At 63.7% G+C, this 6,000-nt stretch carries 6 protein-coding genes; 2 read left to right on the top strand and 4 right to left on the bottom strand.

The window, feature by feature from the left end; genetic code table 11:
- From APH30_RS13560 to APH30_RS13550, 3 genes are all read right to left on the bottom strand, one after another.
- On the bottom strand, positions 1-341 hold a 341-nt coding region (locus APH30_RS13560), incomplete at its 3' end, for a phosphatidylserine decarboxylase (protein WP_177333730.1).
- A 9-nt stretch (positions 342-350) separates the two neighbouring features.
- Complete coding sequence (locus APH30_RS13555; RefSeq protein WP_009681317.1) at positions 351-1,160, bottom strand: rhodanese-like domain-containing protein; 810 nt, start codon at positions 1,158-1,160, stop codon at positions 351-353.
- 44 nt (positions 1,161-1,204) lie between these two features.
- Positions 1,205-2,740, bottom strand: a complete 1,536-nt coding sequence (locus tag APH30_RS13550) for an HDOD domain-containing protein (protein WP_054912834.1) — start codon at positions 2,738-2,740, stop codon at positions 1,205-1,207.
- Positions 2,741-2,870: 130 nt separating this feature from the next.
- On the opposite strand from APH30_RS13550, the gene motA reads away from it, so the two are divergent.
- Together motA and motB are read left to right on the top strand one after the other, a co-directional pair.
- Entirely contained in the window at positions 2,871-3,722 is an 852-nt protein-coding gene (gene motA / locus APH30_RS13545; protein ID WP_009681315.1) for a flagellar motor stator protein MotA, read from the top strand.
- Positions 3,723-3,725: 3 nt separating this feature from the next.
- Positions 3,726-4,748 carry a flagellar motor protein MotB gene (gene motB, locus APH30_RS13540; RefSeq protein ID WP_054912833.1) on the top strand — a complete coding sequence of 341 codons (1,023 nt, stop codon included), beginning with the start codon at positions 3,726-3,728 and terminating at the stop codon, positions 4,746-4,748.
- Positions 4,749-4,824: 76 nt separating this feature from the next.
- Here the strand turns inward: motB and rsgA are convergent, their stop codons facing one another.
- On the bottom strand, positions 4,825-5,856 hold the full coding sequence (gene rsgA / locus APH30_RS13535) for a small ribosomal subunit biogenesis GTPase RsgA (protein WP_009681313.1): 1,032 nt from the start codon (positions 5,854-5,856) through the stop codon (positions 4,825-4,827).
- Positions 5,857-6,000: the final 144 nt, after the last annotated feature.

The raw sequence follows: 6,000 nt of genomic DNA, 5'->3' as shown, positions 1-6,000 counted from the left end.
GCGCTGAAACCGTGGCCTTTGGCCTGGAAGATGCGGCCATGCTCGATCGGGCCAAGCTGGCTCACGGCGCCGTCGGCGGGGCACAGGATGGCGCCTGGGGTTTCATCCAGCGGGCGGGCGCCCGGCTTCAGGGCGCGGGTGAAGAATGCGTTGAAGTGCTCGTAGGCGCTCAGGTCTTCGACCAGCGCCTGGCTCATGTCGACCTGGTAGCGCTTGGCGAACCAGGCGGTGAAGGCGTTCTTGAACCAGCGCACGCGGCACTCGGCGACACAGCCGGCCAACCGCGACAGCAGGTGGTGCGGCAGCAGGTACTGGCTGATGATGAACAGACGGGATTTCATGCAGGTTCCTTAAACTTCTACAGGCGTGTCCGGGTGGTTGCCCCATTCGCTCCACGAGCCGGCATAAGCCTTGACGCGTGGGTAGCCGAGGGCTTTGGCCACCAAATAGGTGAAACCGGAGCGGCGGTGGGACTGGCAATGGGTAACCACCTCCTTGTCGGGGGTGATGCCCAGGCTTTGCAACACTTCGGCGATATCCTTGCGGATGCGCAGGTGGTCGTTGAGGTCCATGCCGGCGGTCCACTCGAAGTTGACCGCACCAGGGATGTGACCGCCTTTGGCCGACAACACTTTTTCGCCGTTGAATTCCTGTGGGGCGCGGGCGTCCCAGATCACCAGGTCATCGGCGCCCAGCCGGCTTTGCAGGTACTCACGGGTGGCTGTAGGTGCAGTGTCGAGGTGCAGGTGCACCGGGGCGGTACTGGGTGCAGGCACTTCGGTGGACAGCTTGTCGGCTGGCCAGGCCTGGATACCGCCATTGAGGTAGTGGTAGCGCGTGTGGCCGATCACGTCGAGCAGCCAGATGAAACGCCCCGCCCAACCACCGCCTTCATCGTCATACACCACGTAGACGGCATCATCACGGTGGCCGAGTTCGCTGAACAGTTTTTCCAGTTCGCCCAGGGGCGGCAGCAGACCAGGGGCGGGTGGCTGGCCGAGCTGGGTGCGTTTGCCCTCGACAAAGCGGGCGCCGGGGATATGCCCGCTGACATAGCGGTTGGCGCTGCTCAGGTCGACCAGGATCAACTGCGGTGAATCCAGGCGCGGCAGCAGGTCTGCAGCTTCGATCACCAGGGGCAGGCCGGAAAAGTCGGTCATCCACGGTCTCCAGAGTGGAAAGAGGAGCGATTGTAGCGCAAGGCTCAGGCTTTGCGGTTGGCGAACAGCGACAGTGCCCGCTCGATGCATTGCACGGTTTTGCCGAAGGCTTGCACGCTGATGTCGGCCATGGGCCTGCAAGCCTGGTCGGCCACCAGCAGCATGAGCACCTGATCGTTCACCGCCAGCGAGCGCAGCAGCACGTGCTCACTGCGGAACAAGGCGCGCAGCGGGGCTGGCAGCAGCGCGGCGAACTGGCTGTGGTTCTGCGGGGTGATGCGCAGTTGCCCGGCCTGGCTCATCAGTTTTTGCAGCAGTTTGTTCTGCGCCGCCTGCAGGGCCAGGCCCGCGGCCTCCTTAGGCAAGCCGGCGGTCTGCTGCACGCGCAGGGTGTCGGTGCTCTTGTCCAGGCTCAGCAGCATGATGCGTTGCATGCCGCAGGCCAGCAGGGCCTCTTGTGCCTGGGTGGCCAAATGCACGGTATTGGTGAACGGGCTGGGTTGCGTCAGCAGGTGCTGGCACAGTGTGCGCCAGCGCGCCAGCTCTTCACTGCTGGGCGGTGGCACCGCCAGCATGTCTGGGTGCGGGCGGCGCTGGTGCCACGGCCATATCAGCGCCTCGGCCGGGTGGAACAGTGCATGCCGGGCATGGCGACGGGCGCTGGCGGCCGCCTGCTGGTGAACTTGCTGCTGCACGTCTTCCAGCGAAGTCTGCAGGTACAGGGCGGTCAGCAGCTGCCAGCGTAACAAGTGCGGGTTGTCCCAGCCGACCTGCGCCGCCAGGGCCAGATTGTTGGCCAGCAATACGGTATTGGCCGGCTGGTTGAACCAGCGCCGCAGGCCGGGCTCTGCGTCCAGGCGGTGTTGCTGGCTGAGCAGGTCTTCGTCGCGGGCGATGCTCAGCACCTGGGCCAGTTGCTCGCGCTCTTCCAGCAGCAGGCGGTAACCCTGGGTCACCCATTGCGGCAGGCGCCAGTATTCGGCCATGGTCTGGCACAGCGCCATTATGCGCACGCCAAACAGTTCTTCCTCGACATGGGCGGCCTCTTCACCCTTGTGGATCACCCGCAGCTCCCAAGTGTCGAGCAGCTTCGGGTAGGCCAGTGCCAGCGGCCAGAGGGGCGACAGGAACAGCAGGCTACCCCAGTGGATTTCCTGCCACAGCCGCGCCAGGCGGCTGGCGAACAGGCCGCTGGCCTGCTGCGCTGCGTGCTGGCTGATCATCTGGAACTGGCACAGAACCGGCGGGATTTCTTCAACAGGCACTGCCGGCAGGCGCTTGAGCAACAGCTCGCTGCGCTCCAGGCCGAGCCGGTTGAGGGCCACTTCAAGGCTTTCGGCCGGTTCGGCCATGCTGGCGTTGGTGGCGTGGTTGGCCTCACGCATCACCGACAACACCAGCGCCGGGCTATCTTGCATCAGTTCGGCGATGTCGCGCAGCGAGCGGCGGCTATCGTGGATGGCCGCCATGACCCGGTCGTAGCTGTGCTTCGGCACCGGGATGCGAACACTCTCGAGCAGCTTGACCCAGGCCTCTAGCGTTCGCGGAGCCTGAGCGGGCACCTTGGTTTCAATTGGCATTTTGACATCAGTCCGAACTGGCTTTTCGCATTGTGTGGCTATAGTCTGGCGCAGTTCTGCCGATAAGTAGAAGAAGAGTTTTACAGCTCTCGTCTCTTCCCCTGACCACGACAGCAAGTGCTTTGAACCTATGGCTAAAATTATCGGCATCATCGTCGTATTCGCGAGCGTGCTCGGCGGCTACGTGCTTTCCCACGGCAAGATCGCGGCGCTGATCCAGCCGTTCGAAGTACTGATCATCGGCGGTGCGGCCTTTGGTGCATTCCTGCAGGCCAACCCTGGCTACATGACCATGCACGTCATCAAGAAGTCGATGAAGATGTTCGGCTCGCGCTTCAGCCATGCGTTCTACCTTGAAGTGCTGGGGCTGGTGTACGAAATCCTCAACAAGAGCCGTCGCGAAGGCATGATGGCCATCGAGGCCGACATCGAAGACGCCGCCGCCAGCCCGATTTTCGCCAAGTACCCCACGGTACTGGCCGATGAGCGCATGACCGCGTTCGTCTGCGACTACCTGCGCATCATGTCTACCGGCAACATGGCCCCGCACGAGCTCGAGGGCCTGTTCGACATGGAGCTGCTGAGCATGAAGGAAGAGCTTGAGCACCCGTCCCATGCGGTGACCGGCATCGCCGATGGCATGCCCGGCTTCGGTATCGTAGCGGCGGTGCTGGGTATCGTGGTGACCATGGCCTCGCTGGGCGATGGGGACCAGGCGGCCATCGGCATGCACGTGGGTGCGGCGCTGGTCGGTACGTTCTTCGGTATTCTCGCGGCCTACGGCTTCTTCGGCCCGCTGGCCAAGTGCCTGGAGCACGACGCCAAGGAAGAGCTGAACCTGTACGAGTCGATCAAGGCATCGCTGGTGGCCTCGGCTTCGGGCATGCCGCCGTCGCTGGCGGTCGAGTTCGGGCGCAAGGTGCTGTACCCCAAGCACCGCCCAAGCTTCGCCGAGCTGGAACAAGCGGTTCGCGGTCGCTGATTCATGGAGAACAATCAGCCCATCATCGTCAAGCGCGTCAAGCGCTTTGGCGGCGGCCACCACGGTGGCGCCTGGAAAATCGCCTTTGCCGACTTCGCCACGGCGATGATGGCGTTCTTCCTGGTGCTGTGGCTGTTGTCCACGGCCACGCCTGAGCAAAAGATCGCCATTGCCGGTTACTTCCAGGACCCGATCGGGTTCTCCGAAAGTGGTACGCCCTACGTCATCGACCTGGGTGGTTCCCCCGAAATGGCGCCGGACAAAACCATCAACCCGGAAGTGAAAACCGAGCCGACGCAGCCGTCGCCCACCCAGCTGGACAAGGACCAGGTGGAGACCATGGCCGAGCAGGTCGAGCGCGAGCGCCTTGAATTGCTGTTGCAGGAGCTGCAGAACAAGGTCGAAGAGAACCCGCAACTGCAGAAGTTCAAGGACCAGATCCTGTTCGAGATCACCCAGGATGGCCTGCGTATCCAGATCATGGACGCCGAGAACCGTCCGATGTTCGATATCGGCAGTGCGCGCCTGCAGCCATATTTCGAAGACATTCTGTTGGCCATGGCCGATACCATCAAGGCAGTGCCCAACAAGATCAGCATCAGTGGCCACACCGACGCCAAACCGTATGCCGGCACTGGCGAGTTCGGCAACTGGGAGCTGTCGGCCAACCGCGCCAATGCCGCACGCCGGGCATTGGTGGCAGGTGGGTACCCGGACGGCCAGGTGGCTCGGGTGGTGGGGTATGCATCGTCATCGCTGTTCGACCGCAAGAACCCGTTCAACCCGGTAAACCGCCGCATCGACATCATCGTGCTGACCAAGAAGGCCCAGCGCAACATCGAGGGTGAGCAGGGCGAACAGGGTGCACCGCAAGCGCCGGCAGCCCCGCCTGCGGCCCCGCCGGCCAGTGGCGCGGCGCCCGGTGCCGGGGCCGATCAGGCGCCGATGCAACCACGTGAACTGCGCCAGAAGCTGAACATCTTCGAGGATGGCACGCTGAAGATGGACGAGAGCAAGGAGCAGTAGGCCCCGCGGAACCTTGCACGGCGTTTTGCAGGGCCGTGCAGGTGGGCCTCAGCGCGGAGGAAGGCTTACAGCCTGGTCAGTAGCTGTCTTCCGTCAGGCTGGCGATGATCGAGCGGTAGCTGTTCATGCGTTGCTGCGAGATCCGGCCATCGTCCAGCGCCTTGAGCAACGCGCAGCCTGGCTCGCGGTCATGTTTGCAATCGCGGAAGCGGCAGGTGCCGAACAGGTCGCGGAACTCGATGAAGCCATCCTCCACATCGCTGCGGCTGACGTGGCCAAGGCCGAATTCGCGGATGCCCGGCGAGTCGATAAGGTCGCCGCCATTGGGGAAATGGTACAGCCGCGCGGTGGTGGTGGTGTGGGTGCCCTGGCCCGACCATTCCGACAGGTCGCCGACGCGGGTGCCGGCCTCTGGCAGCAGGCTGTTGACCAGCGAAGACTTGCCCACACCCGACTGGCCGACGAACACGCTGATGTGCCCGTCAAGTTGCTGCTGCAGGCGTTGCATGCCATCACCGTGGTGGGCAGATACCTCCAGCAGCGGGTAGCCCAGCTCGCGGTAGACCTCCAGCAGCGCCTGCAGGCCGGGGCCGTTCTCGGCGTTGATCAGGTCGGCCTTGTTCAGCAGCAGCAGCGGGCGCAGGCCTGCATGCTCGGCAGCGACCAGGTAACGGTCGATCAGGTTCGGGTGCGGTTCCGGGGCCGGGGCAAACACGATCACGATGAGGTCGACGTTGGCTGCGACCGGTTTCAACTGGCCATGGTTGTTTGGCCGGCACAGTTCGGTGCTGCGTGGCATCTGCGCCACGATCACGCCTATGCCCTGGTTGCCTGCACGCCATACCACGCGGTCGCCAGTGACCAGTGCTGGCAGGTTGGCGCGCAAGTGGCAGCGGAACACCTGGCCTGCAACGTCGCCATCCTGGGCCTCCACCTCGACCTGCACGCCAAAGTGGGCAATCACCAGGCCCAGTTGTTCCGGCCCCAGGTCGCCACCTTCCAGTTCCTGCAGCACATGCTGCTCGCGTTTGGCCGCGCGAGCAGCACGCTCGCCCTGGATTTTTTCGATGCGCCAGTTCTGGCGGCGATTGAGCTGGCGTTTGGCCATGAACATTCCGTGAGAAGGGCCCGGGTCAGGGCATTGAAAACGGCAGCCAGTTTAGCACGCCAGGCGTTGCACCATTGCCCTTACCTTGTGGCGGTGAATGGGCGTGGCTGGGCCACTAGGCTAATATGACGGGCTATATGAGGA

Source organism: Pseudomonas sp. NBRC 111127, from assembly GCF_001320345.1.
In the GTDB taxonomy this organism is placed as follows: domain Bacteria; phylum Pseudomonadota; class Gammaproteobacteria; order Pseudomonadales; family Pseudomonadaceae; genus Aquipseudomonas; species Aquipseudomonas juntendi.
This window is presented reverse-complemented; position numbering and strand designations above follow the sequence as displayed.

What these genes read in the sequence shown, in the direction of transcription:
- APH30_RS13555 (WP_009681317.1), bottom strand. Translation starts at nt 1,160, where the DNA reads ATGACCGACTTTTCCGGCCTGCCCCTGGTGATCGAAGCTGCAGACCTG.
- APH30_RS13550 (WP_054912834.1), bottom strand. Translation starts at nt 2,740, where the DNA reads ATGCCAATTGAAACCAAGGTGCCCGCTCAGGCTCCGCGAACGCTAGAG.
- motA (WP_009681315.1), top strand. Translation starts at nt 2,871, where the DNA reads ATGGCTAAAATTATCGGCATCATCGTCGTATTCGCGAGCGTGCTCGGC.
- motB (WP_054912833.1), top strand. Translation starts at nt 3,726, where the DNA reads ATGGAGAACAATCAGCCCATCATCGTCAAGCGCGTCAAGCGCTTTGGC.
- rsgA (WP_009681313.1), bottom strand. Translation starts at nt 5,856, where the DNA reads ATGGCCAAACGCCAGCTCAATCGCCGCCAGAACTGGCGCATCGAAAAA.